The 26,345-nt window shown below is 57.8% G+C and carries 25 protein-coding genes and 2 pseudogenes; 13 read left to right on the top strand and 14 right to left on the bottom strand.

The features are described 5' to 3' along the window. Window positions 1–2 precede the first annotated feature (2 nt). Window positions 3–551 carry a DUF4145 domain-containing protein gene (locus MKK51_RS27480; protein ID WP_409565592.1) on the bottom strand — a complete coding sequence of 183 codons (549 nt, stop codon included), beginning with the start codon at window positions 549–551 and terminating at the stop codon, window positions 3–5. A 317-nt stretch (window positions 552–868) separates the two neighbouring features. Between MKK51_RS27480 and MKK51_RS01805 the strand changes: the two genes are divergently transcribed. From MKK51_RS01805 to MKK51_RS01795, 3 genes are all read left to right on the top strand, one after another. Continuing rightward, on the top strand, window positions 869–1,447 hold the full coding sequence (locus MKK51_RS01805; protein WP_243974616.1) for an HNH endonuclease: 579 nt from the start codon (window positions 869–871) through the stop codon (window positions 1,445–1,447). A 128-nt stretch (window positions 1,448–1,575) separates the two neighbouring features. Beyond that, entirely contained in the window at window positions 1,576–2,205 is a 630-nt protein-coding gene (locus MKK51_RS01800; protein WP_243974615.1) for a recombinase family protein, read from the top strand. A 14-nt stretch (window positions 2,206–2,219) separates the two neighbouring features. Then, a complete protein-coding gene (locus tag MKK51_RS01795; protein ID WP_243974613.1) occupies window positions 2,220–2,636 on the top strand; it encodes a hypothetical protein in 417 nt (138 codons plus the stop codon). Window positions 2,637–2,647: 11 nt separating this feature from the next. Here the strand turns inward: MKK51_RS01795 and MKK51_RS01790 are convergent, their stop codons facing one another. After that, window positions 2,648–2,827, bottom strand: coding sequence for a ribosome modulation factor (locus tag MKK51_RS01790; RefSeq protein WP_243974612.1), 180 nt, complete (start codon window positions 2,825–2,827; stop codon window positions 2,648–2,650). Window positions 2,828–2,998: 171 nt separating this feature from the next. Here MKK51_RS01790 and MKK51_RS01785 point away from each other — a divergent pair, with 171 nt between their 5' ends. Together MKK51_RS01785 and MKK51_RS01780 are read left to right on the top strand one after the other, a co-directional pair. Beyond that, on the top strand, window positions 2,999–3,241 hold the full coding sequence (locus tag MKK51_RS01785) for a DUF6894 family protein (RefSeq protein WP_243974611.1): 243 nt from the start codon (window positions 2,999–3,001) through the stop codon (window positions 3,239–3,241). A 13-nt stretch (window positions 3,242–3,254) separates the two neighbouring features. Then, window positions 3,255–3,569 (top strand): annotated as a pseudogene (locus MKK51_RS01780) (metallophosphoesterase); the annotation flags it as partial. Here MKK51_RS01780 and MKK51_RS01775 read toward each other — a convergent pair. Then, window positions 3,474–3,701, bottom strand: a complete 228-nt coding sequence (locus MKK51_RS01775) for a hypothetical protein (RefSeq protein ID WP_243974728.1) — start codon at window positions 3,699–3,701, stop codon at window positions 3,474–3,476. The pseudogene MKK51_RS01780 and the gene MKK51_RS01775 sit on opposite strands and share 96 nt — an antisense overlap. A gap of 186 nt (window positions 3,702–3,887) precedes the next feature. Here MKK51_RS01775 and MKK51_RS01770 point away from each other — a divergent pair, with 186 nt between their 5' ends. From MKK51_RS01770 to MKK51_RS01745, 6 genes are all read left to right on the top strand, one after another. After that, the gene (locus tag MKK51_RS01770) at window positions 3,888–4,754 is read left to right on the top strand and encodes an SMODS domain-containing nucleotidyltransferase (protein WP_243974610.1); all 867 of its coding nucleotides are present in this window, start codon (window positions 3,888–3,890) and stop codon (window positions 4,752–4,754) included. Window positions 4,755–4,764: 10 nt separating this feature from the next. Then, window positions 4,765–5,631, top strand: coding sequence for a hypothetical protein (locus tag MKK51_RS01765; protein WP_243974609.1), 867 nt, complete (start codon window positions 4,765–4,767; stop codon window positions 5,629–5,631). A 45-nt stretch (window positions 5,632–5,676) separates the two neighbouring features. Beyond that, on the top strand, window positions 5,677–6,033 hold the full coding sequence (locus tag MKK51_RS01760) for a hypothetical protein (RefSeq protein ID WP_243974608.1): 357 nt from the start codon (window positions 5,677–5,679) through the stop codon (window positions 6,031–6,033). Window positions 6,034–6,993: 960 nt separating this feature from the next. Continuing rightward, window positions 6,994–7,539 (top strand): recombinase family protein, encoded by a 546-nt coding sequence (locus tag MKK51_RS01755; protein ID WP_243974607.1) that lies wholly within the window; start codon window positions 6,994–6,996, stop codon window positions 7,537–7,539. Window positions 7,540–7,921: 382 nt separating this feature from the next. After that, window positions 7,922–9,613, top strand: a complete 1,692-nt coding sequence (locus tag MKK51_RS01750; protein ID WP_243974606.1) for a methyl-accepting chemotaxis protein — start codon at window positions 7,922–7,924, stop codon at window positions 9,611–9,613. A 384-nt stretch (window positions 9,614–9,997) separates the two neighbouring features. After that, window positions 9,998–12,862 carry a hybrid sensor histidine kinase/response regulator gene (locus MKK51_RS01745; protein WP_243974604.1) on the top strand — a complete coding sequence of 955 codons (2,865 nt, stop codon included), beginning with the start codon at window positions 9,998–10,000 and terminating at the stop codon, window positions 12,860–12,862. Between the two features lie 189 nt (window positions 12,863–13,051). Here the strand turns inward: MKK51_RS01745 and MKK51_RS01740 are convergent, their stop codons facing one another. The 3 genes from MKK51_RS01740 to MKK51_RS01730 all read right to left on the bottom strand — a co-directional run bounded on the left by MKK51_RS01740 (window position 13,052) and on the right by MKK51_RS01730 (window position 14,574). Further along, window positions 13,052–13,483, bottom strand: coding sequence for a superinfection immunity protein (locus tag MKK51_RS01740; RefSeq protein ID WP_243974602.1), 432 nt, complete (start codon window positions 13,481–13,483; stop codon window positions 13,052–13,054). Beyond that, the gene (locus MKK51_RS01735; RefSeq protein WP_243974600.1) at window positions 13,480–14,004 is read right to left on the bottom strand and encodes a DUF805 domain-containing protein; all 525 of its coding nucleotides are present in this window, start codon (window positions 14,002–14,004) and stop codon (window positions 13,480–13,482) included. Before MKK51_RS01735 ends, MKK51_RS01740 begins: the two co-directional genes overlap by 4 nt. A 210-nt stretch (window positions 14,005–14,214) precedes the next feature. Next, entirely contained in the window at window positions 14,215–14,574 is a 360-nt protein-coding gene (locus MKK51_RS01730; protein ID WP_243974598.1) for a hypothetical protein, read from the bottom strand. 106 nt (window positions 14,575–14,680) lie between these two features. On the opposite strand from MKK51_RS01730, the gene MKK51_RS01725 reads away from it, so the two are divergent. Next, window positions 14,681–14,974 carry a helix-turn-helix transcriptional regulator gene (locus tag MKK51_RS01725; protein ID WP_279600921.1) on the top strand — a complete coding sequence of 98 codons (294 nt, stop codon included), beginning with the start codon at window positions 14,681–14,683 and terminating at the stop codon, window positions 14,972–14,974. A gap of 11 nt (window positions 14,975–14,985) precedes the next feature. Here the strand turns inward: MKK51_RS01725 and MKK51_RS01720 are convergent, their stop codons facing one another. The 8 genes from MKK51_RS01720 to MKK51_RS01685 all read right to left on the bottom strand — a co-directional run bounded on the left by MKK51_RS01720 (window position 14,986) and on the right by MKK51_RS01685 (window position 25,469). Then, the gene (locus MKK51_RS01720) at window positions 14,986–15,369 is read right to left on the bottom strand and encodes a DUF3768 domain-containing protein (RefSeq protein ID WP_243974595.1); all 384 of its coding nucleotides are present in this window, start codon (window positions 15,367–15,369) and stop codon (window positions 14,986–14,988) included. Between the two features lie 10 nt (window positions 15,370–15,379). Then, window positions 15,380–16,006 (bottom strand): hypothetical protein, encoded by a 627-nt coding sequence (locus MKK51_RS01715; RefSeq protein WP_243974594.1) that lies wholly within the window; start codon window positions 16,004–16,006, stop codon window positions 15,380–15,382. A 490-nt stretch (window positions 16,007–16,496) separates the two neighbouring features. Further along, the gene (locus MKK51_RS01710; RefSeq protein WP_243974593.1) at window positions 16,497–19,544 is read right to left on the bottom strand and encodes an autotransporter domain-containing protein; all 3,048 of its coding nucleotides are present in this window, start codon (window positions 19,542–19,544) and stop codon (window positions 16,497–16,499) included. 584 nt (window positions 19,545–20,128) lie between these two features. After that, on the bottom strand, window positions 20,129–21,019 hold the full coding sequence (locus tag MKK51_RS01705; protein WP_243974592.1) for a hypothetical protein: 891 nt from the start codon (window positions 21,017–21,019) through the stop codon (window positions 20,129–20,131). Window positions 21,020–21,311: 292 nt separating this feature from the next. Continuing rightward, window positions 21,312–22,934, bottom strand: coding sequence for a DUF927 domain-containing protein (locus MKK51_RS01700; protein WP_243974591.1), 1,623 nt, complete (start codon window positions 22,932–22,934; stop codon window positions 21,312–21,314). Window positions 22,935–23,175: 241 nt separating this feature from the next. Then, window positions 23,176–23,994, bottom strand: a complete 819-nt coding sequence (locus MKK51_RS01695) for a hypothetical protein (RefSeq protein WP_243974590.1) — start codon at window positions 23,992–23,994, stop codon at window positions 23,176–23,178. A gap of 3 nt (window positions 23,995–23,997) precedes the next feature. Beyond that, window positions 23,998–24,321 carry a helix-turn-helix transcriptional regulator gene (locus MKK51_RS01690; protein WP_243974588.1) on the bottom strand — a complete coding sequence of 108 codons (324 nt, stop codon included), beginning with the start codon at window positions 24,319–24,321 and terminating at the stop codon, window positions 23,998–24,000. Between the two features lie 104 nt (window positions 24,322–24,425). Next, the gene (locus MKK51_RS01685) at window positions 24,426–25,469 is read right to left on the bottom strand and encodes a hypothetical protein (protein ID WP_243974587.1); all 1,044 of its coding nucleotides are present in this window, start codon (window positions 25,467–25,469) and stop codon (window positions 24,426–24,428) included. A 346-nt stretch (window positions 25,470–25,815) separates the two neighbouring features. Here MKK51_RS01685 and MKK51_RS01680 point away from each other — a divergent pair. After that, window positions 25,816–26,345: pseudogene (locus tag MKK51_RS01680) on the top strand (hypothetical protein); the annotation flags it as partial.

Here is a 26,345-nt window from a genome sequence, read left to right as displayed (position 1 = left end):
CCTTACGCTGACTTTGCAGCTTCTGCCTGGGCAAGCGCCCTGTCGATCTGTGCCTTAAGGACAAAGAGGAACTGCCCAAGAGCTTCAGCAAATTCGACGGAACGCTTGGCCTCCGCAGGCGAGACGTGAGGCTGCTCCGCATCGGCATGCCGAGGACGATTTGATCCGAGCCGGACGGAGTGCGCCCACTCACCCATATTCTGTGTCAATACGTTATCGCCTACCGCTTTCTCAATACGACTATAAACTGAGCCGCCATCGTATCCTAACGACTTAAGCATTGAATCGACAGCACTGCCGGCCATCACTGCGGCAGCGTCCGGGGCATGAAGTGTCTCGATTGCTTGCTGCAAGAAACGTCGCGCAGTATCGGGAATATCTGAATGGGCCGCCTTAGGCTCAGGGTAGATGTTAGAGATTGCTCTTGATCCATCCCCGGCACTCTTTGACCGAGTACTCGTTACTCCTCCGCATGACGTGCATACAAAGCAGGTCCAAACTTCCTGTTGCCACCCATCAGATCGCGCAGTTTGCTCGGGAGCCCAGAGCATAGGCAAGTGCGGGTTAGCAATTTGGCAATGCGGGCACCTTGTAAGCCTGAGGCTGCTGCTTAATCGCTGACCAGTCACAAAAGCTTCCCTGCCACCCTGCAATAGGTTCTTAAGTACGGGCGTGCTGAATGCTAAGCCACCTTGGAGGGATTTTGCAAACAATCCAAGGGGTCACACATTTAAGACGCCATACTCGCACCGGCGGATCAGCATGTCCCCCCTATGCCCGCCGCCGGGTTTCCCTCAGGCCGAACCTGATGGCCCCTCCCTGATCGCTTGTGCACACTGAGGGAACGACGGCAAATCGGAAGGGCACCATGCGCATCGAAGGCATCAAGAAACATCTCAAAGGCCAGACGATCATGGGAAGGAAAAGCACCTTCTCAGCGGCCTTCGCCTCCGCGCTTGCGCCGTTCGATACGTATGTCAGAGAGGAGGTTGCCGCAGGGCTACGGGACCTCGGGCAAGACCCCGATGGCGAGCTTGAATGCGTCTACTGCGGAGGTGCCGCAGCCACCTGGGACCACGTATTCAGTCGCGTGGTGAAGGGGGAGTTCTCTGGGTACGGGCATCAGGTACGAAACCTTGTTCCGTGCTGTCGGACTTGCAACGAAAAGAAGGGCAAGCGTCCCTGGCGAGATTTGCTGCAAGCGGTCGCATCAGATGAGGCCCCCGTTAGAGCCGAGCGGATCGAGCTGTTTCTCAAAAACAGCCTCTCAGTACCCCTCACGCAGGAGGCAATGCAGGCCATCGCGCCGGAAGACTTTGCCCGCTTCATCAAAATCCGAACCGAGATATTTGACTTAATGCTGGAAGCTGATGGCCTGGCTGTATCGATCCGAAAGAAACTTGTCGCGTCGGCATCGGGTGAGGAAGCCCAGGCCACCTTCGAGTAAGGATCGTCCGATAGGGTATACCGCAGCGTACAGCTCGGCGCCTGTCCGAAAAGGCCGTCCGTAAGGGATGACATCGCCATACGGGCAGATGATCTTGCGGACACCCCCTTTCGGACAGAGCAGCTGCCATGCAGACGATCCTTTATGCCCGTGTCTCGACCACGGACCAGACTATCGCCCATCAGCGCACACAGGCGGAAGCGGCGGGCTTCAAGGTAGACGAGGTGGTGTCGGACGAGGGAGTGTCTGGCTTCACCACCACGCTCAAGGACCGCCCTCAAGGCCGCCGGCTGTTCGACATGCTTAGGCGTGGCGATACCCTGGTGGTCCGCTGGGTAGACCGCCTGGGCCGCAACTACGCGGACGTGTGCGACACCATCCGGGAGATGATGCGGTGGGGGGTAATCGTCCGCACCGTCATCAACAACCTCACCTTCGACGGGGTCACCAAGGACCCGATGCAGCAAGCCGTCAGGGATGCCCTCATTGGCTTCATGGCAGCCACGGCGCAGGCCCAGGCGGAAGCCACCAAGGAAGCGCAGAGGGGCGGCATAGACCACGCCAGGGGCCGCGAGGAGGCCTATCGAGGCCGCAAGCCTAGCTTCAGGCGGGACCAGTTCGATGACGTACGGGGGGCGCTAGGCCAGGGGACGGGGGTCTCGGAGGTTGCCACCGCTACGGGGCTGAGCCGCCAGACCATTTATCGCATCCGAGATAACCCGGCGGAGGCTGAAGCCGCCTTGGCGCGGTGGGCTTGAGGGAAGCGTGAACCATGGCCCATCACCTCACCGGCAATGCGGGTCTCTATCATGTCGCCAGAGAGCTTTCCCGCCTCGGATGGCACGTCATGCCGACGACACGGAATGCACGAGGTGCCGACCTATACGCGGCAAGCGTCGATGAGCGGGTAGTGCTCCCTATCCAGTCCAAGGCCCTCTCGAAGAGGGTCCCCGTGCCGCTCGGTGGGAGGCTGGATACACTCCGCTCGCAATGGTGGGTCGTTACCGTCAACGCGAACACCTCAGTGCCCGTCTGCTACGTCATGACATTGGACGAGGTGAAGAGCGGTGCCCACCGAGGCGTCAACGAGGCTGGAAAGGTTTCCTTCTGGCTACAGCCGAAGGCCTACGCCCTGCCAGAGTACCTTGAGGCATGGCACCGGCTAGGGGACCCGGCGGCGCAATCCTGAGAATACCTATCCTACTCCGCTTCGCCCTGCCCGCCCTCTCGCTCATTCACCGCCTCATCATACCCGGCGATCCATTGAGCGTGCGCCTCCATGCCTTCCGCATAGGGGCAGTCCTGGCGCCTCAGCCCCTTGCCCGGAGCGTAGTAGCCGAGTGCGCGGTGGTCGAGGTTGTCGTCTGGCGGCTGAGTCATCGCTGCAACGTAGGGCGCCCAGAAGCCCGTCCAAGAGGCCCTTGGGCCGGGGCAGCGGCTCGATAGCATCATCGAAGGGCATCTCGTGCCATGCGGCTACAGGGATCGTGCGAAGGCAGCCACCGAGGGAGTACAAGCTGCCCCGGGGAGCCCATTCAAAGGCCACGGGCAATGCCACGGTACTTCATCGACATTCACGACGGGGCCACGCACGTCAAAGATACGGTTGGTTTCGATCTCCCGGACCCCGACGCCGCGCGGGAAAAGCTCTTGCAAATCATGCGCAGGGTGGCCGAAGGGTTCGATCCTGCCAACGACCGCCACAACTACCTCGCGGTGGTGCGAGACGATGCGCGTAGGGTTGTCTACCGGGCCAACCTCTCGCTCGACATCGAGGCCGTTGGCACACCTTGAAACCCCAAGGCCGAAAGCGGTTATTCGAGGTAATCATGATGCCAATCGCGTCCTCGAATTGCCGTGGCGAAAGCTGCCGCAGGAGAGTGCGCGGATCACTGGGAGCGATGCCGCCGGTGCGGAATGGCGGCTGTTTCTCGCTCACTACGCGCATCGAGCCTGGCCCGGCCTGAGGCGCGGGACGCGGCACCTTTATAGCCACACGCATGGATTACTGCCCGACACCCACTTCTCATGCGATGTTGACGTTGATGCCTGGGGCTACCGACCCGTAGGTGTTGCCGAACTCATACACAGACTCGAGAAACCGAACCAAGCCAAACGCTAGTGGTTGCTGGCGGGCGATGTAGGTTGCGAGATGGTGCGCGATGACCGATTGCGCGATCTCCAGCGAGGCATCGAACAAATCGAGTTGGTAGCCAACCTCTGTACTCGCCTTCTTCGACCTCGCAACAGTCATAACCCTCGTCAGACGGATGGCCCAAGCATTATGAAACACGCTCTAACGGGCTGGATCGGGATGGATACTGGAAAAAGAATTTTTATCCCAACGGCATGCAACAAGATGAAGCGAATTGGTAAGCGTTTGACAAACCTGTCATATTGAGGGTTGATATCAAAAAATAGGCTCATAGGAAGGGGAAAGATGGCGAAGACGGTTGATGGCGCCTTTGAGGTTTTTGCCAGTTGGCTGAAAGCGACAACTACTGAAACCGCGAAAGCTGCAACTCACAGAAGAAGTATTCAAGGCAGACTCACAACTGATTTCGATTTGAAGAATATGTTTAGATCTGGCTCGTTTGGGCACGATACTGGCGTGAGCGGGTACAGCGATATCGATTATTTTGCAGTAATACCAGAAAATAAACTAAAGCAAAAATCTGGGATTACCTTGCGAGAGGTAAAAGAGTCGCTACAAAAAAGGTTTCCTTTTACTGAAATAGTTGTACGAAGTCCGGCGGTTATTATTCCGTTCGGAAATTCCCCCAGCGAAAAGCATGAGATTGTCCCAGCGGATTACGTCAAAGTTCAGGATGGCCATAGAATTTATGACATTCCAGATAGGTATGATGGTTGGATGAGATCAAGCCCAGCCGCCCACAACAAGTGGGTTACAGATCATCACCAACGGTTGAACAATAAGCTCAAGCCTTTGATCCGCATGATCAAATCATGGAACTACTATAAAGATGGCGGCATAAGATCTTTTTATCTTGAACTAAGAACAACAGAGTACGCGAAGGGCGAAAGCACCATTGTTTATAAGTTCGACGTTATGCGTACTCTCCGGCACCTGCACAAAAAAGAGCTTGCCGCTATGCAGGACCCCAAGGGTATATCAGGATATATACACCCGTGTACAGCTGCGGTAAAACCAGCGGCTCTGTCGAAAGTGGAAACGGCACTCACTCGTGCTGAAAAAGCCATGGAAGCTGAAAATAAGGGGAACATCTCAGACGCTTTCTACTGGTGGAACATGGTTTTTTCAGGAAAATTCCCATCGTATTACTGAAGGATAAGGCATGGCCCTGACAGCACAAAATCTCGTTGGCTACCTACGAGCGGAATTTGATAAAGCAGCAAAACGCCGTGTCTGGCTATTTTTTATTCAACTTACTATTGCCTTACCTGCCGCAATATCCGTTGTTGTTACAGACGCTATATGGACCTATGCGCTAGCAATATTTGGCGCTGCGATACTTATTATTTGGTGGGCATTAAACGCATCATATATGGCAGCACGGAATGCGGCTCATTCTGCACGACGGGCAGCACTTTTAGCCGGTGGATTAGAAAATGCTTATTCACCCAACGAGATTTTGAGCTTGAAAAGTCGCCTTACAGTATCAGAAGTAACCGCGAGTAAATTTGAAAAAAGCGACTATTACGCGACAAAACAAGACGCTGGACCAAAAAAACTTGGTGAGATGTTAGAGGAGTCTGCCTTTTATAGCGCTGATCTACAACGTGCCAGCGCGACGGCGATGCTTGTGATAGTTGGAATGTTCACCGCGATAGCAGCAATCACAGCTTTAGCTGCTCTTCCATTTGCAGACAACAATAATTTGCTGCTCATTGTTCGCATCGGATTGGCGGTCTTAGTTTTTGTGATGTCGTCAGACGTTTTGGGGGCATATATAGCGCACAAGGGTGCGGCGCGTGCTATTGAAGAGGTTAAAGCGCGTTTGGTGGCTGCAGATCGTAGCGGATACCCGTTATCGGATGTCCTGCTCGCTATGGTCGATTATAACGCTGCTGTTGAAAGTGCCCCGGAAAGTGTTCCGTTTGCCTATAGATTTAGTGAGAAAGATCTCAATCAACGGTGGGCAGAGTATCAACGTGATCGCGAAACGGCCCGCGCTGGTGTTAAAACTAAACTCTTAGGATAATGCAGTCAAAAATTCTGTATACCGTCTTCACTAGCGAGCAAGATCATGACGCCGATTGAATTTAGAAAAAGTGTGCATGAAGTTTATAAAAAGGCCCTGGCCGCGCAGAGCACATGGGTAAGTTTTTCAGATAGCGCAAATCGGATTTTTCAGGAAACATCAGTATTTGGATCAGATGGAGGGCGTGATTTTATCGAAACAAACATCAACGAGATATATAAAACCATAACAAGGGCGGCTCAGTCAAAGCAGCAGAATATTACAATAAGCCCGCATAATTTTGGAACTAAAGCATTAGAAGGCGCAGCTAGCGCTTTAAAAGAACTGACGGATATGCAAGTCGAATTAAATGATAAAACTATCAATATAATCTGGGCAAAGAATGTTATTGATTTGTTATAGTATAAATTGATAAAGGGCCAACTAAAAGGTTGGTTCTCACGCACGATTTGTGAACGTGAGCGGTCAAGTGGCATGCGTTCGACCATCTCATAAATGGAATATTCATGCTAAGCTTTATAGCAATGTGGCGTCAACGTTAGGCATTACGTTTTCGCTCGGTATCAAGAGCGGAGGCTAACTCTCGCGCACGAGCAATTTGCGATTTCAGACGATCAAGGATCATGCATGTAGGAATCCCTTCAAACTCCAACTCCTCGATTTGAGCCGCTAGTGAGAGCTGTAATCTCTTCAATCCGACGAGTTCACGCCGTGCCTCGGCATTTCCTACATCTAGTTTGTGCTTTCTATCTAGATCGGCTTGCATTGCCGCGCCCGACCGACCCTTGGCAGGGCGGTAAGCCCGAAATGGCTGCATTCCGTTTCCAGCGGAGCGCCCCATGACGACCTCTCCAACTGCTTTGTGCAGATGGGTCTTTGATCGCAAAAATCACCCCTGGTGGGCGTTTTTACGGCTCCCAGGTGTCCGTTAGGTGCCGATAACGTCTCGAAGGACCACGCCGCATTCCGCCAGCGCTGCCACATGAATCATGATTGTTCAGAGAATCGACGCTGACGCTGTCGAACGTTGTTCCGGCGCAAGGCGGATGGTCACCAATTTTCAAGGCTGTATCCCCACTTATGGCCCAGAGCCGAAGTTGCCGGATAACTGACGAATGGCTAAGTACGGGTAGCGCGCATAGCGATTCAGGCGACTAGGTTTAGTCGGAAGCGGAACGTTCGGTTCCGGAAATGCTGCCAACTTCCGCTCATGGCACGAAGCTGATGCCAGCACAGATAAGTAACATTCGGGTATACCCTGGTGTGACGTAACATGGCCGCCATCGGTCATCGTAACATCTGGGTTGACACTGGCTATTTGTGACAAGGTAGCCTTGGGCCTAAAGCTTGAGGTTACAAACTATGGCCCGCATCGGTTACGCTCGCGTCAGCACCCTCGATCAGGACCTCGATGGACAGGTCGCTCGGCTGAAGGCAGAAGGCTGCGGGGTCATTCGTTCGGAGAAGGTCTCAGGTGGAAGCCGTGACGGCCGAGCCGAGTTGGCGACCGTGTTGGAGTTCCTAAGGCCCGGCGATGAACTCGTGGTCACGCGCCTTGACCGCCTCGGCCGCGATACCCGAGACGTCCTCAATCTTATCCATGAGGCCGAGCAGCGCGGGGCCTATGTTACCGTACTCGACCCCCACGTCTCAACGCGGGGCGAAATGGGCCATGTCGTTTTGACGGTACTCGGCATGGTAGCGCAGATGGAGCGTCGATTCATTAAGGAGCGCCAGCGCGAGGGCATCGAACGCGCGAAGGGCAGCGGTGCTTATGCCGGCGGCAAGCGCCGCCTCGACCGCGACCGGATCATGACGTTGTCGAAGGCCGGCAATGGGGCCGCTGCGATTGCGACGGCCTTGGGCTGCTCCCGCATGCAGGTTTATCGGGTGCTTCGCGAATCCTGATGGGCGGGATGTATCGGGCCATCGCTATGTCGCTCATGGGTGGGGAGAAGACCCTGAACCTTCTCCCTGAAGCGGACACTCCGCCTCAGACCCAAACGTCATACCTAATATTGCGCGGCGCTCTCATAAGCAAACGCAAGGTCAACGCGTTCCCATTCAAGAATTATTGCTCAATAATACTGTGCGTGGAATTATCCCGTCTCTAAGGTATGTAAAGTATATTCTTTGGTGTGGTTACAGACTATTAAAATCAAACTTTATTATACCGGTGCGACAAATTGGTTGCGGCACGATGATGAGCAGCAAAAAATCTTATTTTATCGGCGTTGATTAACATATTTCCATCATCAAACCGCCATCACGCGTTGGAAGCGGGGGTAAAATGGTTAGTTTCAGGTTAGGTACAAAGGTCGCGATTGGCTACGCTGTCCTGCTTGCGATGATGGCTATACTGACAATCTACGGCATATCAGAAGTGAAGGGCATAGACAATAAGCTGACAGAAATCAACGACATGAATTCCGTCAAACAACGCTACGCCATTAATTTTCGGGGTAGTGTACATGACCGGGCGATCAGTCTTCGTGACATCACGCTTGTCTCGGACCAGTCAAGCCGTGACGCGGTGCTCGCCGATATTGCGCGATTGACCGACGCCTACGCGCGGTCGGCGGCCCACATGGACCGGATGTTCGCAGAGCGTGCCGATACCTCTGCCGAAGAGCGCGCGATCCTTGGGGATATCAAGCAGACCGAAGCGAGGACCCTGCCGTTGATGAAGGTCGTGATCGACAGCCAGCAGTCTGGGGACGTTGGCAAAGCCCGAGCGACCCTCATGCAGGACGCGCGGCCGGCCTTTGTCGAGTGGCTTGCACGCATCAATCGATTTATCGATCTTCAGGAAGCTCGCAATCAGGCCACCGGAGCCGATGTCCGCGCAGTCTCCCATGACTTTACCGTTCTTATGCTGACGCTTTGCGCGATGGCGTCCCTCGTGGGCTGCGGCTTTGCAGTCTGGGCTTATCGGGCCATCCGCTCGCTTCGCCCGCTGACCGCCGTGATGTTGAAACTCGCCAGGGGCGAACTTGATGCTGCCGTGCCGGAAACGCGGCAACGGGACGAAGTCGGTGACATTACGCAAGCGGTGCGCACGTTCAAAGACAACGCCTTAGCCGCACGGGGTCTGACCGAGGAGCGGGCAGCCGAGCAAGCGCAGAAACTGCGTCAAGCCGAGCAGATCGATGCCACGACCCGAGCGTTCGAGGCGGCAGTGAACGGCATCGTGGGTCGGGTTGACGCCGCCGCTGCCGAGATGCGAGCGACGGCACAGGCAATGGTAGGCACTGCTGCACAGACTGCCTCGCAGTCAAATTCAGTGGCGGCAGCGGCCGAGGAAGCGGCCTCGAATGTCAACACAGTGGCGGCGGCGGCCGAAGAACTAGGTTCGTCGGTGCAGGAGATCGGCCGGCAGGTCAACGGTTCGGCCGACCTTGCCACCCGCGCGGTTACGGAGGCCAGCGAGACGGCCGTTCTGGTGCGGGATTTGAGCGACGCAGCCACCCGTATCGGTGACGTGGTGGCGATGATCTCTGGCATCGCAGGTCAAACCAACCTCCTGGCGCTCAACGCCACCATCGAAGCAGCCCGCGCAGGCGAGGCCGGACGAGGCTTCGCCGTGGTCGCAGCCGAGGTTAAGGAACTCGCTAACCAGACTGCTAAGGCAACAGAGGAGATCGTCGGCCAGATCGGCCGCATACAGGCTTCGACGGGTCAGGCGGTCACGGCCATCGACGGCATCGCCGGGCGTATCCGCGAGATCAGTAGTGTGGCAACCTCAATCGCGGCGGCCGTGGAGGAGCAGGGTGCAGCGACCCAGGAGATAGCTCGCAACGTTTCCAGGGCGGCGATAGGCACAAGCGCGGTTACGAGCAACAGTTTGGGTGTCGCCGGCGCGGCCGAAGAAACGGGTGCGGCGGCAAGCCAAGTGCTTGAGGCGGCCTCCGAACTGTCACGCCAATCCGAACACCTCGCCGCTGAGGTCGGACGGTTCCTAACGACGGTACGAGCGGCCTGACCTTCGTTAGGCGGCGTGCCCGTAGGGAGCACGCCGCCGGTTAAGCGGCCGATCCATCAACATTTCGGTCGAAGTCGGACGATCTTAAACTCAACCGCTCCAGTCGTAGGTTTTCGTCTACCAAGCTGCGGGCAACCGAACCTTCCCAGGGTCCGCGATGGGTGGAATTCGGCCGGTCCGCTTCTCGGCGGGTAATGCGGGAAAGCGGATGCCGCCGCCGTGCCCGCTCTCGACCCTTCTGCCACATTGCACGAACTGTGGCGCGACGTCCGAAAATGATAGAAAGCGGACTCACTACGGACTAGGACGAGCCCTCCAAATAGGGCTGGTCAAGTGGCTGAACGGGATTTGTCGACCCTCTCGCGAGAGGAGCTTGAGGCTGAGGTGCGACGCCTGGAGGTGTCACGCGAGGAGAATGAAGGCACGGCTTTCGGTCGTCCGATGCGTTCGTCCCCCATAGGGCACGACGAATTGTTCTCGGTGATCGAGAAGACCCGCATGCCGATGATCCTGACCAACCCCCGGCTGCCGGATGATCCCATTGTCTTCGCAAACCGAGCATTCCAACAGCTTTCGGGATATAGCGCCGACGAGCTGCTCGGGCGCAACTGCCGGTTCCTCCAGGGTCCCGATACCAATCCTCTAGATGTCGAGAGCATTCGCGCGGCTCTGCTTACCACGCGAGACATCACCGTCGATCTGTTGAACTATCGCAAGGACGGCACGTCATTCGTCAACGAGCTGTACATCAGTCCAATTCTTGATGCCGAAGGACACGTTCTCTATCATCTCGGCGCTCAGGTAGATGTCACCGGCTACCGCTGGGATCGTAGGGCCTTGGAAGCCAGCGAACACCGCTACCGGTCGGTATTCGACAGTGCACTGGATTTCGCCATCGTCGTCACTGATCGAGACGGCATCGTCACGGATTGGAACAAGGGTGCCGAGCACGTCACGGGTTGGACCGCTGACGAGATAGTCGGCCAGGATGCCAATCGCATCGCTACGCCGGAGGACCGCGCCTGCGGGCGGATCGAATTCGAGATGCAAGTCGCCCTGCGAGACGGTCGTGCCGCCGACGAGCGCTGGCACGTGAAAAAGGGCGAGAAACGCTTCTGGGCTTCCGGCGAAATGATGGTCCTGCGCAACGCCGACGGAACCCACGCCGGCTTCGTCAAGATCATGCGCGACCGCACCGAGGAGCATCTGGCGGGCGAGGCGCTTAAGGCGGCTGAGGAACGCTTCCGTACGATCCTGGAAACCGTGGAAGCCGCGTTCGCCATCGTCGAGGTCAAGTACGACGCAGACGACCAACCAGTGGACTACCGCTTCGTTGAGGCCAACCCTGCCTTTGAGAAGCAGGCAGGCGTGAACCTGCGTGGTAAGTGGGTCACCGAGTTTGCCCCGAACCTGGAAAAGTTCTGGTTCGAGACCTACGGCCGAGTGGCCAAGAGCCGTGAACCGGCGACGTTTGAGAGCTACGCCGAGGCGTTCCAGCGCTGGTTCGACGTTCGCGCCGTCCCGGTCGGCGATCCTGCAGATCGACAACTCGCGATCATTTTCAGCGACACCACCGAGCGGCGGAACGCGGAGGAGCGCCTGCGCACCAGCGAGATGGTCGCGCGGGACAACGTCGAGCGCGTAAAAAACGCGCTGGCGGCCGGTGCGATCATCGGCACTTGGCTTTGGGATCTGCCGACCGACCGGTTCACGGTCGATGAGGCGTTCGCGCAGGCTTTCGGTCTCGACCCAGCCCTTGGACGGGAAGGCATTCCGCTCGCTCAAATCGTTGCAACCGTCCATCCGGACGACCAAGCCGGTTTGGCAGGCGCCATCAACGAAGCCATCGCGCGGGGCGGTCACTACGCGCACCAGTACCGCACGCGCCGCGCGGATGGGAAATTTTACTGGCTCGAAGCCAACGGTCATGTGACCCACGGAGCGGACGGCACGCCGCTGACCTTCCCCGGCGTGCTGCTCGACTTGAACGAGCGTCGCAAGATCGAAGCTGAGCGCGACCGCGCGACCGCCGCCCTGCGCGCTCTCAACGACACGCTCGAACAGCGCATTGCCGAGCGCACTGAGGAGTTACTGCGATCCGAGGAGCAACTTCGTCAGTCGCAGAAGATGGAGGCAGTGGGTCAGCTCACGGGGGGCGTCGCCCACGACTTCAACAACCTGCTGACGATTATCCGTTCGTCGGTCGATTTCTTACGCCGTCCTGATCTCCCGGAGGATCGCCGCAAGCGATACATGGATGCGGTTTCGGACACGGTCGACCGCGCCGCGAGGTTGACCGGGCAGCTACTGGCCTTCGCCCGTAGGCAGGCTCTCAAGCCTGAGGTCTTGAACGTGGGTGAACGCCTCCGTGCCGTGGCGGACATGCTCGACACGGTGACGGGCGCGCGTGTCCAAGTTGTTGCTGAGCGGACCGATGCAAACTGCTTCATCAAGGTGGACCAGAGCCAGTTCGAGACCGCGCTGGTCAACATCGCAGTCAACGCCCGCGACGCCATGAACGGCGAGGGAACGCTGACGATGCGGCTGCGCTGCAGCGCGCCAATACCGCCAATCCGTGGACACGCTGGCGGCCCTGGCCCATTCGCGGTGGTGGAATTGACCGACACCGGTACCGGCATCGCTGAAGAAGACTTAACGCGCATCTTCGAGCCGTTCTTCACGACGAAAGAGGTTGGGAAAGGTACTGGCCTCGGCCTCTCCCAAGTGTTTGGCTTTGCCAAACAGTCCGGCGGAGATGTGGACGTTCACAGCGTGCTCGGCCAAGGCACGACATTCTCGCTGTACCTGCCCGAGGTTGAGGCTGTGTTAGACGCGGTCGCGGACGAGGAGGGGATCGGGCCCGGGCCGGATGGCAAGGGCCTCAAGGTTCTGGTTGTTGAGGACAACATCGAGGTCGGCAAGTTCGCGACGCAGATCCTCGAAGACCTCGGTTACCGCACGGAATGGGTTGCCAACGCGGAGCACGCGCTGGATCGCCTTGGGCCTGACGGCGACGGGTTCGATGCGGTGTTCTCGGATGTGGTGATGCCAGGCATGGGTGGGATTGCCTTGGCGGAGGAACTACGGCGCCATCTACCGAGAATGCCGGTCGTGCTGGCCTCGGGCTACAGCCATGTGCTGGCGCAGAATGACGACCACGGGTTCGAGTTGCTGCATAAACCATATTCGGCGGATCAGCTCTCTCACGTGCTGCGGCGGATAACGTACGGGAGCCGTCGCCGTCGCTAGGAGATGGGTAGACTGTAGAAATCAAAATGACCGCCGGCTGTCGGATTTGACCAGACCTTGGATGTCCAACCGGTCAAGGGCTTCTGTCCACTCCGAGGCAAAGTTCTTGGACGTCTGACGAATGACCGCTTTCGAGCAGCGCTGACGATGGCCAGTACGACTGAGTTGGGTCGATAGGAGCCATCCGCCCTACATCTTTCGAAGGATCAAGGCTTTGAGCATTCGGTGTTCGCCTTCGTCGATGTAGCCGGCGGTACGAAGATCCGCGAGGCGTTCGAACTCCCGCACCGCATCGCCGGGTGACAGGGCTGGCTGCACGTTTCCGACCCCATGCCCGTGAGGGGCCGCCACGAGGGCACCCCTCTGAATGTCGTTGACGAACAGGTTCAGCCCCGACTCACCGCCCTGCGAGGCGCCGGGCTGATCTGACCGATGCACTGCATGAAGCGCCCAGACCAACGCCACGACCCACCCAACGAGCGTTCCGCCGAACAGGCCGTTGACCGCCAGGATGATCCAGCGGTTGGGGTGATGGCGATGGAAGGCAATGATCGAGGGCAGGCCGTAGATCGCGACGCAAACGGTGACCGCGACCAGCACCCAGGCGGTGTCGTCGTTCACGCGCCACGCGCCTGCGACAGGGCCTGCGCTTTCATCACTTCGAACTCGGCCTCTGACAGGCTGCCGCCGGCGCGAAGCTTCGCAAGCCGCTCGATCTCGGCGATCACGTCACGTTGCGGCTGCCCAACGGGGTGAGCCGGCACAGGGCCTGCGGGGGCGACGCCAATTGACGGGGGCACGGCACCGGCCACCGGGGGCGGCCCGAACCGGTTCGGGCCCGGCGTCCCGGCAAAGCAGGCGAAGACCAGCGCGACGGGGCTGAGCAACAGCCACCAGCCCGAATGGTCGGTGTCGTGCATGCGGCGAACGCCAGCGGCGATCTGCGGTATCAGGTGGCCGAGGTGCACCAGGCCAATGAACAGGCCGCCGTCCTTATTGCCTGTACCAAGCGCTGCATCGACCACCAAGGCGATGAGTGCGATGCCGACGTATACGAGAACGAAGCGCCAGTAGTCGCCGCGTGAGGTTCGCCCTTGCAACACTGCATAGTTGCGCATAGCATTGGTGTAGGAATTTATCATTTTTGCCCCCGTGTATTTTAGTGGGTTACAAGATTCGCTGCAAAACCTTTTGTTCTCATGCAACCAGCAGCTAAGCGGTTGTCGGGGTTAATATTTTTGTATTCCGTATGTATTATGAAGGTAATTGTGCTAAATCATGCTCAGATAAGCGTTGCTAAATCTGTTTAAAAATTTATAAGTTCCGACCGAGCCGCGAAAGCCTCGTTTTGCTCACTGACTTATTGTGACGATGATATCACCTCGCTCGGTACGCTCGGCGACAAAGGTCGCCACAACGCTCTCATTTTGCTGTGTTCCGAGGTAATCAACCGTAATGTTCATCGCGGCACGGCAGGTAGCTGACTGAGAATTTTGCTGAACGACAATGATATCCGCGACCTTGACCTGAACATCAGCAAGCTGTCGTGACTGCGCGTAAAGCTTGTCGAGTGCACGCTGTAGAGCGGTCTGCACAGGCTGGCTAGCGCAGCTTACGATGCCCGAGCAGGCCGAGACGCCAGCAAAGGTGACCGAGACCACAAACGACGCAATGGCAGCCCTCCGCCATAACCGTGTCGCACGATCCCCCATGTTTTTTCCTCCTTGGCCGCGAACATGAACTGTGAGCCGCCTCTCACGCCTAATTCATATCATATACGTCATGGATTAAGCGAGGGTATGCACGTGCCTGGGGTGCATGGATGCGCGGGCTCGCTTGGCTTGGAATGTCAGACATTTGCGTTCTACGCGGGGGCTGTCTCAGGAGACGCTCGCTGTGGATTCCCGCGTGGCTGCGCCATATCTGAGCGGCATCGAGCGAGGTGTCGTAAATCCCACAATCGACGTGCTGGATCGTTTGGCCGCCGTGCTGGGAGTTGAGGTCGATACGCTGTTGCGTTCGTATGATGAGAGCAGCGAAGCGCCGCGACCTCTGCGGGCCGGTCGAAAGCCAAAGGGCGGTCGCAGTCAAAGTATTTTGAAAATTGGCTGAGGCCGGCATGGTCAGTACTCGTCTGCAAGCATGACCGTGAGTACCCTGGCCGTTATCGAAGGGTCGGCTGCATCGGGGGAGTGACCCAGCATCGAGAGGTCGTAGGTATCGATCTTCCAATAGCAACGATGCTGACCGACCTCGACGACGCCGAAGTCATGTTCGTCATAGGGGGCATTGCCGGGTTTGAACCCCGTGAACCGCTGTACTGCCAGCAGCACGGCGATGCGATCAGCGTCCCTCAGGTTGACGATACCGAGCGTTTCCAGCACGGCGCCGCCCCTGAAGGTGCGGCGAAATGCATCATTGAGGCTGCGAATAGCAGCGGTGGCACGAGCCGCCGCTGGCTCATTCGGCAGGCCGCCGGGTTCAGCGACGGATGACATCGTGGTCATGCCGATGGTCCTACGCCTCGGGACCGAGTGGGCTGAGCAGCGCCAGCGCGTCACGATGCCGAACGAAGTGCGCCTCCTCAGGCCAGTCGCGCCAGCGCAACTCGAACAGGCTGTCGGCCTTTGTGTAGACTACAACCGATTCGAACCACCCTTCCTGTTGGCCCGTTGACGCGAGCACCAGGCTGCCGACCTTGACCTCGGCCCAGCTGGCTGGGCGCGTAGAATCACCTGCTGGCGCAGGCATATCGTTTGAGGGCGGCGAATTTGGCATGGCCGCTACCGAGCGCGGTGGTGCTTCGCCGGGGCCAGCCAAGTTCAGCAAGCGCTCGTACAGGGCCTTCTTTACGAACGGTACGAACCCACGACCGCTTTGTGCGAAGATTCGGCCTGCGGGCAACTGAGCGGCGACAGTTCGGTGTTCGTCGGTCGTGATGTGCAGCACGCGAAGGCCCATCAACCCGGCTGCCCGCTCGGCGAGTTCGACCTCGGCTTGGCTAAACGTCGAGGCGTGTGGCTTGCCGCCCTCATCGGTGCCGAACAAAATTACGGCAGGGTTGGCGGTGTCTGCGGTATTCGCTGCCGCGTCGTTGTTGGTGTGGTTGGTGGCTTCGCCGGTGTCACTCGTTGTCGTGTTCATCACAGGGCTCCTGAAACGAAGAAGGCGGCCCGAAGGCCGCCTTGCTAATGGGTAGATTTGCAGGTCGAAGCCTGCGTGTTTGAGCATGCTCGCCAGCACTGGCTCAAGCGCAGTACAAGGCCCCCCATCGGTACTCGAAGGGCCGCAAACGCAGCGACCGGCAACGTAAATATAGGACTAAAATCCTTTTGTCAACATCATGCCTGGGGGTGGTGACACGCACCTGCCGATGGCAGTTTGAATTGAGAGAAAAAATCGCAGCCCGCTTGCAACAACGCAGCAGCATACCAGTATCGCAGAAAATGCCGCCAAGCTCGATTATCCTGCTATCCGAACTATGAATGTTGTTCTACCGGTCCTATTGTACTCGATAAAGCGAACCATTAGTACATTGTCGATTGGCACCGAAGGCATTGCGCAGTTCGTTCAAACAATGAGGGCGGCAGAGCCAGCGCTCAACCGCCCTGGTAGCCTCATATGCAACAGCGATTTAGAAGGCGTAACTGAAGCGACCTTTGACACTGTGATCGGCTGCGCGAGCACCAATCTGGCCGCCATAGGCGAAGCCGAGACTTGTTGCTGGCGTCAGTGCCCAATCGATCCCAGCCTGACCTACGAAGGCGTCTCGGTCCACGGGAACGCCTGCCGTCAGGAAAGACTCACCTGAGCCGAATGCCAGAAACGCACCGGGTGCGAGATCGCCGTAAGCACGCCGCCAACCAGCCAGCAGGCGAAGTCTTGCTGGTATGCCGGGCAGGAGGTCAGAGCCGAGTTGTGCCTCGGCCCGCAAACCGACTGTGCTTGTCGCCAACTCGTTGCTATGCCCCAGCAGCGTCAGCGCGGCACTGCCGCCATTCTCTCGCGCACCGTCCTGTTCTATCCGGATCGCGGCGCCTCCAAGGAACGGCTCGATCAGACCGAAGCCCGTGGCGATCTGATAGCCGACCTCGCCGAAACCCTGGAAGGTACGGCCATTGTAGCGAGCCGTACCGTTATCCTGCAGGCCAAGGAACCCGATGGAGCGTTGAGTGGATAGGTTGTTGCCACTGCCAATGAAGCCAAGGCGCATCGCGACCGGCCCGACAACACCGGATCCATAGAGGGCGCCGAAGCCGCTCTCTACGCTGCCCGAAGAAAGGCGGCCGGTGACGTCGAAAGAGGTAACGGTGTAGCCGCTAGCGACGCCCACGCGCCACAAATCACCAAGGCGGATGTCGCCGCCGAGGACAAATCCGCCCGTCTCGCGTGTAAGGCGGGCTGCGTTGTCATTGCCTGCAGTCGCACCGAAACTACCGAAACCCTGCCCCCAAGAGGTGAAGGGTGATGGGGTGCGCGCCGGTAATGTCACCTGAGAGATGATAGGCGCCCGTCCACTCGGGTCGGCAGCGAAAGCAGCCGGTACGGTGGCGCCGGGGGCGAAGCGCTGACCGATGCCATCGCCAGAACGCAGGCCGACTTCGCCCCAGCGCATACGGTCGAGCACGGCCTCACGCACGACGGCGCCGGTCTCGAACTGAGCTGTCACAGCACTGGCGTGGACCTCACCTGACAGGGTCTGAAATGCCCCCGGAGCAGTATTGCGGTCGAGGCTTGTCAAAGCTGTCAGAAGCGCTCCGGAGCTTAGGCGGTCAGCGGCCTGTGCAACAGCGCTCTGGTTCCGGGTCTGAGCGACCTCGGCGAACAAAACGTCGCTGCGCGACAGGGTTAGACCGACCGAACGTAAGCCGTAATCAAGACGGGGTGCCAGAAAGGGAAAGGCCGCTTCCAAGGTTCCGAAATGGGGTGCCGACACGCGGCTGAACCGACCGGCGACACCACCCTCGGCCCTCAAAATCTCGAGCCTTTCGCCGAGGCGGGACGAAAGCCCCGCATAGGAACGCACCTCGAGGTTGCCCCCGAGCTGAGCCCGGCCCTCGACGTGGATATGGTCCGCTGCGCCGGGATTGAGTTCGGCGACATGGGTCGAGCCGGGTGTCAGGGCGAGGTTCCCGAGGACGTGGATTGCACCGATGGAGTGCCCGGGGGAAAGCGTACCACCAGTTCCGACAATCAGCTCTCCAACCGTACCGTTGCCAGTGTGGATGCCGCCTTGAGTCACGGTCAGGGTACCGTTGATGGTCCCGTCGTTCGCAAGGCTGCCGGAATTCGTGACGGAGCCGTTGATCGTGGCGCCGACGAGATTGTTGAATGTGCCCGCATTGTCAATCGCGCCGCCATTAGCGTTGAGCGTGCCCGCGTTCACGAAGCCAGCACCTGCCTGAACAGTGACACTTCCCGTGAGGGTGCCAAGCGATGCGAGTACGCCGCCTGCCACGGTCGTGCCGCCTGAGTAGGAGTTGGCTCCGGTCAAGGCGAGGGTCCCGGTGCCGGCTTTCGTCAAGCTTCCCACGCCGGTGATATCGTTGTCCCATGTATCGAGGGCATTAAAGCCGCCCTGCGTAGCGTTCATGATTATGGTTGTCGGCTTGGTCAGGGCTCCGTAGCCGCCAGCGGCGTCGAATAGATTGATGCGATCCCAGTTCGAACTACTGCTCAGCGCCGCGCCAGACGGCAATGAGGTAGTCTTCAACACATCATTTTTTTGTTTCTTCGATAAATACGGGAATCTCGTATCCAACAGATGATGCGCCTCTTTGGGCACGCTCATTGGTTCGTCCGTCGGCCCTACGGATGGCAGATTATAGGTTAGCAGATAACGGTAACGTGCCCGCTGTGCCGCCAAATTGGCAGAGTTGTTAAGCAAGCCGGCTGAAACGCAAGCCGATACGCTTGCCACTCCACTTCCACAAACGGGGCTAGTTGCCGGAAAGAAATTGGAAAATGCGGATGCTGCATTGTTTAGGGCTTGTTGTGAACTTGCACCCGTAGTGCTCTTTTTATCCAGTTCATGCGCGATGGTATAAGTAGCAATGATTCTGCCAGCAATCGAGTCGAGCGGGTAGTGAACACCAAGAACGTTTCGGCTGTAGGCGAACTCGACGCCGGAGCTTAGAAAAGCGCGAAAGTGCTGCGGATCCATCATGGCAAAACTTATACCGAGCGTATTGCCGAAAGTACTATGCCCGCTCGGAAAAGATTCGCCTTTAGCAAGATCTTTCCATGCATTTGCCTGTTGGCTAGCCATGTCCGGACTAATGCCCGGCCCAGCCATCCAGGGATTATTGCGGATGGAACTGGTTGTCTGAAAAGGACGAGGATTCCCTCCTGAAGCAACACTCAGGGCATCGTAAGCTTGCCCATACGTATCTATTGCCCCAAAGGTGGATTTAACAGCATCGGCGTGCTTCCCGGAATTGTCCACAACAGACTGCAAGTAAGTATATACCGGTGATAAGTATGACGTAGTTGCGCCGGAGCTATTGGTGGCGCTGTTATTATTGTTGACGTAATTATTGTAATCGTTTGCAATCATCTGCGTGCGAGCGGGGCCGAGTACGCGCCCATAAATATTAGAAGCAAAAAAAAGATCTCCCACCTGAATGTTGTTTGCTATTGCTCGTATTTTATCACTCGAAGAAGAGTTGGCGTAAATTTGCACGACGGTAAATTGATTGGCCTGTAATGCATTCTGACCTTGAGTACTATTTAGAAGACTGTTGAAGCCCGATAGGACTCCAGCAATGCCTTTCGTGTTGCATCCTGTCCCTGCGCAAGTTGCATCTTGCGCCCGAGCGCCCCCGATAAACACGATGCTAATGTAAATCGATGACAGTATTAGCCTAATCGCCGACGACGACATGAGCCTCGTATTGAGTGTCTTTTGGCTGGTAGGCATCTCCGTGCCGCACAGGATTGTTCTCATAACAGATTCTCAAATATTTAAGTTAACTCATCAGCTATCGTAGCATGCTGCCAGGAAAAAGCTGCTAGCTACGGGCAAAGGAATTCCCTTTAAGCTATAATGTCGCATTTATACAACAGTTATGCAAGCAATGTGATTCGAAATGAGAGATGGTTAAAATTATATTAATTGCTCATTGGCATTGCGTTCGGCTTGCCAACTATGGCTGACCTTATCTCAAGTTCCAAGAAGCGTTGTATCTTGACAGTTTCAGTAGAAGCGCAGGGTACAGCAGGGCGTGCCCCGGCTGACCGAACAAGCACGAAACTCGCTTGCTCCCGTCAGGTCGAGCCATAGAGTGGAAGCCGATCACACAATCCGTAGGCGGGACAGTAAACCTGACGACATCGGTCGGCATGGTTGATCTTGCGGCCGTTACACAGGTTCACGCCCCACTCGGCACACCACAGCCAGATTGCGAGCTGAACGAATCGTGGGAAGGTTGCAGGGAAGGAAGGGTTGAACTCTCGGGCATCGATACACTCGGTCAAGCCCTCAATGATATTTGCACACCCACCCGCTGCGTAGCAGGCGGGCCCGTAGTCGTGTAAGGCACCGAATCGTTGAAGCGCGCCGCTGCGATGTAGGAAGTTGTGCACCAAGCTGTCGATGGCGATCATGCTGGCGCCGGTGGTCACCCAACGCTCACGGTTCGGGTCGGCCGCAAGCAGCAGCTCCGCGAGCATCATGGACCAAAGCTTGTCCGATATGCCCACAATCGACGTGAGGGGCGCTAGAACGGCCGCGCGCATCATTTGGCTTCGGTTGGGGCTGCCGATGCCCGGATCTCCCTGAGCAAGCCGTCTGTCGATCCAGCCAATGAAGTCACCGCCACACACATCACGTATGAAAAGGGCGAGGCTGTAGGCTGCTTGGTTCAGCCCGCCCTTCCGCAGCGGCAGGGTCGGTAGCGGGCAAGCCGGGCGATGCCGAGCTTCAGCGCATGTGGCGGCGGCCTTTCGATACCTGCAGTCCGCAAAAGCCCAGTAGCTGGCAAGGCGGGGGCATGACGGCGATGCGTTCAACGATGCGCATACGGCGACCCACGTCGCTCTCCCGTGCCGTTCAGCATAACCGAAGGCGATTGCATCGGAGATCCCCTGCAGGGGTACAAGGCTCATCAGCCAGTTGTACACTGGCCCGGTATCCCCACGAGCGACGGCATCGATCACGCCAGCCTCGGCAAGGCGGCCAGCGATGTCCTCAAGCAGCGTTGACGGGGCAAGTAAGAGAGCGGGCCGAGTCACCTCGAGTAAGTGGGCGAAGGGATCAACATGCTGAAGGTTTGTAGCTGGCGAGTTTGGCGACGTTGGCATGCCAAACGCCCTAGCAGGCCGTGAATGAGCCCAGTCAACCCTGCGGCAATCTCGCTGGACTTTTACAGCTGGGTGACAGCGCGTATCCTCGCGCCATCAGGGCGTTGGGTGGTAGGGGCAAGCTAAACGAAGCCCGCCCCCATAGACGTCAGCGGTCGAGATCGGAAAGGCCACCGGGCAGATAGAGGCTGATCGACCGTACCCGGGTGTCGTCTGGCCAAGTTACCTGTTTCTGCGCCCATTCGTTCGAGCGCTTAGTGGTCCGATCACGGCCGTGATCGAGCAAGCCCTCGTCATCCAGCCATTCCAACAAGCGACGCACCCGCACTGGTGTGCCGAACCAAGCAGAAAACTCCTGCGCTCTTACGACGTATTCCTCGCCCCCGCTTTCCCGACGTGGCCTGTGAAAGCCATCAGCATCGCGCATCAGCCGCTGCTCCTTACGACTGCAAGCTTCGAGGTCGATGATAGTGCGTCCAGCCAGGTGCTCCTTTAGCGCCGTGCGGTCGGCGCGCAATTCGTTCTGTGGGTCAGGCAATTCTGCAAGCGCTGCCCGACAGGCCTGAATGATCACCGGACCTATCGCCCTTCTACCCAACGGTAGAATGCCCGCGTCTACCGCAAGTATGCCCGCTGCCCATAGAATGCCGAACTTTGCCACGATGTCTCGCCCAACGGCTGTCATGCTGGCGTCAGCGAAATGTGCCTCAAATGATGCGACACGGCTACGGGTGAGAGCGACGTTCTTTTCAACGTCTATCACCAGCCAATCGATAAATTCGCGGAAGGCGATGCCACGGTTCTCTGGAAGCGATTGGCGCAAACGCTGGAACTGACCCTTCTCCCACTCGGAGAGCCCCTCAGCAGTTAGTTCGGTGGGCGGCCGGTCAAAGATTGTTTGACTCCCCGCATTCAGCACCGGCACCCCGATCAGGCGTGCCATCTCCCCGTCATCGCGCGTTTCGCCATTGCGTGCTGCCCAGGCGTCAGGCGAAATTTCTGAAGATAACAAGCAGATAACACGAAACGTGCTCGGCGCCTCACCGTCGCCAGTCCAGGACGGGTGACGTATCGTGTCCTGGCCGTTCATAAGCGAGTAAGTTGAGTCTCGCAGCGTCACGTAGACCTCGCTCTTTGGCCCTCGTGCTGTACCGATCTCGTTGATAGGCAACATGTGATCATTGAACCCAAGTCCGGCCGCCAAGAGCCCAGCTGGTGTGGCATTAAGACTCGGTAAATCCTCCTCACGGCCGAAACCAAGTGCTGATCCAGCGACAAGCTGAGCAAATGATTTCCCGATCCTGCTTGGACCAAAAAATACGAGGGCAAAACTCGGTCTTCGAAGCAAGGCTAGCAACGGTGCGGCAAATACGGCGCACAGTGCCACGACCAAAGTTGTCGAGTACTGTGATACTGCAACCAGCCCTTGCCAGATCTCAAGGGTTCCGCGGATCTGCAGCTGTCCAGCGGCTCCAACCATAGGGCATTCCGGCGGAATGATTGACACGTCCATTTCCGCAGGAGAGACGAAACGGTGCGAAACGAACGTATCATCATCATCACGCCAACCCATGTGCGCTGCACGACGCAGAACGGGAGCCTCGGCGGCAATGGCTGCGGCAAGCGCTTGGGGATCCTCCACCGATGCCAGCTGTGCACCTTTACGCAGGAGGTGGCGGCGCACTGCATTCGGACTCTGGTCCTCGCGAGGCACTTCAGCTTGGATGGGTTTCTCCTCAATGCCGGGTGCTTCGTAGATATCGACCCACACCCGCGCCCTTTCGTCGTATAGCTGCTGTATCTTGCGAACGCCGCTAGTAGTCATAATTATGGTGTCCTGTCGCTTATCGTTGATAGGTTTAGTATTGCGTCTGGCAGCCCACGCACGGGGTGCACGGGGTGCACGGGCTTTCGGCAAAGGCGGTAGGGTGCTGCACTACGAGCGATGTAGGCGCAGCACGGGTACGGCACGCGAGGCGGGGGTGCAGTTACCCACACCCCCATTTACCCCGCTAGAAGCCGCCCCAAGGCCAATCGAGGCCCCTTAGCCCCTCGCCAAAGGCCTTTTCATCGATCCCGTGGATCCGCAGCCGCCGTTCGAAACCAAGTTCATGTTCGACAATGGCCAAGCTTACTGCTTGCCAGGGTCGCAGTGCTCGCTGCTTGGTGTCGCGATAGGGTCGCCGGCCAGGATTGTCCGTGATGAGCTGCGTCACCCGTCGGAACCGCTCAGGCTTGAAGGGGTACCGGCGCCCCTCGATTCGGTCGTCGAGTAGGTCAATGTGCACTGGGTACTTTATCCACGGAGAGGCGAGGAACGCCGCCCTGATGCCGTTTTCCTGTTTGGTTGTTGGCCAATCCACACTGTTGGTGTGCCCGTGGATGCACCAGTGCGGCTCGACTTTGCCGGTGGCGTCCTCGTTGAAAGATGCTTCGAGGCCAATAAGCGTCGGCGGATAGTCGAGCCGAATTAGTGCTGTCGTGATCTCGTCACCTACCTTCACAAAGGCTTCGACTGATAGGTCTTCTGGTTTGACGCACCCCGTGCTCGGTACAATGGTCACTGCGTGTGCCCGATTGCGGGCCGAGCGGGCTGGGATGCGAATGAACTGGCCGTTGATGGCGACCATCACGTCTTGGAACTCGGCACCACACATTGGGCAGGCGGCGCTCCGACAAGGCCTTAGCGTGGTGCAGACATCGAGGCTGTCAGCAAGCTGTGCCGCCGCCCCGATTTCGCTTCGGCGCAACTGGCCAATCAGGCGTTGGCTTGCCAGCGATGCCTTGGCGTCGGCATGATTCGGCATAAGGCCGATGAGCTTCGTCGCCATAGCTCAGACCTCCCCGCCGTGGGCCGAAGCCTCATTGCTGCTGGGAATGGCGTTATGATCGTTGCTAGTCGTGGTAAGGACGCGGGAATTAGCGCGATGGCCCGTGTTGTCAGTGGGCTCCTTACCAGCTGAAATACCCTGCTGAAGCAAAGCTTCAATGTCGCTCAACCGCCATGCCGTAATACGCGGGCCAAGCTTGATAGGCTGAGGATAGATTCCCTTCTTGACTCCAGACCACCAGGAACTGGCGCTGATTGGGATCGGACCCGTTGGTTTGATGATTTGACGTAGACGCAGAGCGCCAGCCGGTTGCGAATGTTTGTTCATGATGCTTCTCCGTTCAAAATCGAACGAGAATGCATTTACGTGCACAACGCAGGCAGCATAAGAATGTTTGAAAACACAACCTAGGTTCGGCTGGCCAACCTATGTCACCTGTTGCGACCACCCATGCCGGAGAGCTTCGAAGTGGCTGACCCGCCGGCATTTTGGGGATTGGTGTGTGCAGTCTTGAATGCCTTTTCCACGTTGACCGATGCTGTGCCGTAATCAGGCGGATTGATGTCTACGGTGGTGTTGCTGGATAAATATTCAATTTGTACTAAATTGCCAGGATTAGTATACATCAGTTCAATCACTTTGCTTGCAACGTAGGCCGCTCGCCCGACCCATTCGGCGAGAAGGTGGCCATCTTCAGCAAAGTTTGCCGCACCAGAGCATATCAGTGAAAGTAATGTATCGCCATCGTATTTTATTGAGTGCGCTGCATAAATCATTGCCGCGGACCACTTGAACCTATCAGACTTCTTTTTGCAGTTCAGAGCGTCTACCGTTCGATTTTTTTTCAGAATGACCGCCAAAAGAGGGTTAACAACTCCGCCTATAGACTTCTCTGTAACCAATAAGTCAGACAAGGCTTGCCCGCCTGAGGCGTAACTTGCCAGACGATAGCGCTTTCGGTCTTGCAAATGGATGGCGTGGTAGTGGCACACCCGCATCATTTCCACCGCGAAACCGATCTCGCGAGAAGCAGCCTGAAGTGAGCGCTGCATCAACTTCGGCGAGCGCGTTTTGATGATGCACTGCAAGCCGCCTACCGGATAGTAAAAATCTTGGTAGAAATCGATGCCGGGTTTGCTGACGCGGGTGATGATATCAGCCAGCATCGGAGCTTCTGGCAGCTGACCCTGAATTTCTTTCTCGACGGCGGCCAAACGGGCGGCTCCTGCCAGCACCATCGCCTCCTCGATCAAGAATTGATGCTTGGGGGCAACCGTCCAGGCACACAGGCCTGCGAACAGGATATCCTTGTGTGCAAAATAGCTCGGCCTCGGATCAAGCAGGCGTTCGAGCACGAGTTTGGGATTGAACTTGCCGAAGGCGTAGGCGGTCAGGGGCAGGGCATCGCTGGCGAGGATCGAGCTAGCTGCGATCTGTGCGAACACATCGCGCCAGACTGCTTTCAATTCATCCATCGCAGAGGCGCCGTTTCACACCACCCAACCTCATGGCCCACTGCAGCGCTATCGCCCCTGCCTTAAGCGTTGGGCTTTAAACTAGCCTCGTGCGAAGGAATCTTTTGCATGAGATTGTGCAGGGTTGTCCAGCTCGATTCAATCTGTTCGGTCGGACACGAACGGAACACCGAGCCAGCCCAGTCAGCCTAAGTGCTTGATTTGTTTGCGCACCCTGCGGAGGTCGAGCCTGTGTTTCGGCGTGCAACTTTGACCCCGTGAGGCGGGGGATCGGCGTCCAATTCTGACCCCCTAACCTCGTTCTCGCAGACTGCCCTCCGGTACGACCGGAGGGTGGTGTAGGGGGATGAAGGGCGTGGACAAGATTGGGCGCATCGCGCGCGAGTTCTTTAACCGCGACCGCGCGATCAAGGACATCGTCCGCGACCTGCACGTCTCCCGCAACACGGTCCGGAAGGTCGTCCGGTCGGGAGCCACCGCCTTCACCTACGGGCGTGAGGTGCAGCCGCTGCCCAAGCTCGGGCCGTGGCGCGACGATCTCGATCGGATGCTGACCACCAACGCCGGCAGGTCCGCCCGCGGGCGGCTGACGCTGATCCGGATCTACGAGGCGCTGCGCGGGCTCGGCTACGAGGGCGGCTACGATGCCGTTCGGCGCTATGCCAAAACCTGGAAGCGCGAGCGCGCCTCGGTCACGGCCCAGGCGTTCGCGGGCGGACCTGCCGGCGTTGGTGGTCAGCATCCGATCGAGATCGTCGCGCCACGGCCCGAGCTTGGGCAGCGGCTGCACCTCACGCTCGTAGGCGAAGGCGTTGGCTCCCGACCGGACGACCTTCCGGACCGTGTTGCGGGAGCAGTGCAGGTCGCGGACGATGG

It is taken from the genome of Methylobacterium sp. E-045, assembly GCF_022829685.1.
Classification (GTDB): domain Bacteria; phylum Pseudomonadota; class Alphaproteobacteria; order Rhizobiales; family Beijerinckiaceae; genus Methylobacterium.
This window is presented reverse-complemented; position numbering and strand designations above follow the sequence as displayed.

Bases quoted from the DNA above. Each gene is read 5' to 3' on its own strand.
- MKK51_RS01755 (WP_243974607.1), top strand. From the start codon at position 6,994: ATGGCCCGCATCGGTTACGCTCGCGTCAGCACCCTCGATCAGGACCTC.
- MKK51_RS01785 (WP_243974611.1), top strand. From the start codon at position 2,999: ATGCCACGGTACTTCATCGACATTCACGACGGGGCCACGCACGTCAAA.
- MKK51_RS01760 (WP_243974608.1), top strand. From the start codon at position 5,677: ATGACGCCGATTGAATTTAGAAAAAGTGTGCATGAAGTTTATAAAAAG.
- MKK51_RS01695 (WP_243974590.1), bottom strand. From the start codon at position 23,994: ATGGCGACGAAGCTCATCGGCCTTATGCCGAATCATGCCGACGCCAAG.
- MKK51_RS01800 (WP_243974615.1), top strand. From the start codon at position 1,576: ATGCAGACGATCCTTTATGCCCGTGTCTCGACCACGGACCAGACTATC.
- MKK51_RS27480 (WP_409565592.1), bottom strand. From the start codon at position 551: ATGCTCTGGGCTCCCGAGCAAACTGCGCGATCTGATGGGTGGCAACAG.
- MKK51_RS01715 (WP_243974594.1), bottom strand. From the start codon at position 16,006: ATGAACACGACAACGAGTGACACCGGCGAAGCCACCAACCACACCAAC.
- MKK51_RS01770 (WP_243974610.1), top strand. From the start codon at position 3,888: ATGGCGAAGACGGTTGATGGCGCCTTTGAGGTTTTTGCCAGTTGGCTG.
- MKK51_RS01690 (WP_243974588.1), bottom strand. From the start codon at position 24,321: ATGAACAAACATTCGCAACCGGCTGGCGCTCTGCGTCTACGTCAAATC.
- MKK51_RS01750 (WP_243974606.1), top strand. From the start codon at position 7,922: ATGGTTAGTTTCAGGTTAGGTACAAAGGTCGCGATTGGCTACGCTGTC.
- MKK51_RS01805 (WP_243974616.1), top strand. From the start codon at position 869: ATGCGCATCGAAGGCATCAAGAAACATCTCAAAGGCCAGACGATCATG.
- MKK51_RS01725 (WP_279600921.1), top strand. From the start codon at position 14,681: ATGGATGCGCGGGCTCGCTTGGCTTGGAATGTCAGACATTTGCGTTCT.
- MKK51_RS01720 (WP_243974595.1), bottom strand. From the start codon at position 15,369: ATGACCACGATGTCATCCGTCGCTGAACCCGGCGGCCTGCCGAATGAG.
- MKK51_RS01735 (WP_243974600.1), bottom strand. From the start codon at position 14,004: ATGATAAATTCCTACACCAATGCTATGCGCAACTATGCAGTGTTGCAA.
- MKK51_RS01795 (WP_243974613.1), top strand. From the start codon at position 2,220: ATGGCCCATCACCTCACCGGCAATGCGGGTCTCTATCATGTCGCCAGA.
- MKK51_RS01765 (WP_243974609.1), top strand. From the start codon at position 4,765: ATGGCCCTGACAGCACAAAATCTCGTTGGCTACCTACGAGCGGAATTT.
- MKK51_RS01730 (WP_243974598.1), bottom strand. From the start codon at position 14,574: ATGGGGGATCGTGCGACACGGTTATGGCGGAGGGCTGCCATTGCGTCG.
- MKK51_RS01775 (WP_243974728.1), bottom strand. From the start codon at position 3,701: ATGACTGTTGCGAGGTCGAAGAAGGCGAGTACAGAGGTTGGCTACCAA.
- MKK51_RS01790 (WP_243974612.1), bottom strand. From the start codon at position 2,827: ATGACTCAGCCGCCAGACGACAACCTCGACCACCGCGCACTCGGCTAC.
- MKK51_RS01685 (WP_243974587.1), bottom strand. From the start codon at position 25,469: ATGGATGAATTGAAAGCAGTCTGGCGCGATGTGTTCGCACAGATCGCA.